Source organism: Bartonella sp. AA18HLJMS, from assembly GCF_042197245.1.
Classification (GTDB): Bacteria; Pseudomonadota; Alphaproteobacteria; order Rhizobiales; family Rhizobiaceae; genus Bartonella.
Genome location: NZ_JBHIRP010000094.1, coordinates 1 through 559, shown reverse-complemented (window position 1 = coordinate 559; position 559 = coordinate 1). Strand labels below are relative to the sequence as shown.

Genomic DNA, 559 nt, shown 5'->3' with positions numbered 1-559 from the left:
TTTTGCAACAACAAACGTTGTGTTCCGGGCTCTGCAACATGGCGAATTAAAATCTGCTTCAGTTTAGGCGCTTGTCCCCAATAGTGAGAGCTTGCACGCAACAAAAGAGCTTCTCCAGAGCGCCAACTTTTTAACTGATAAGGACCAACACAAGCAGCATGACTTTTCAAATACTGATTTCCAAAATCGCCATCTTTTTCGTGTTTCATAATCGTCTTACGATCAAGCAAAGCTGTTGCACGACTCGCAACAATATTATTAAGAATGAGCTCTGCTGGATAAGGTTTATCAAATTTCATCACAACCGTTTTCTCATCGGGAGCTTGCAAAGCATCATCAACATTTTGCTCTGTAATTCCATATTCATTAAAAATTGCCGCATTACCCATCTTCAATTTGACAATCCGCTTCATACCCCAAACAAGATCATTGGCATTGGCTGATCTGCCATCATTAAACTTCAAACCATCACGTAAATGAAAAGTAATCACCGTACTGTGATCATCACCTGAAACATCCCAATGTGTTGCTAAAGCGGGAACCATTTTAGCAGGATCAT

At 40.4% G+C, this 559-nt stretch carries 1 protein-coding gene; it reads right to left on the bottom strand.

The window, feature by feature from the left end; all coding sequences use genetic code 11:
- A partial coding sequence (locus tag ACFINW_RS10125; protein ID WP_375674278.1) for an ABC transporter substrate-binding protein occupies positions 1-559 on the bottom strand: 559 nt, incomplete at both ends.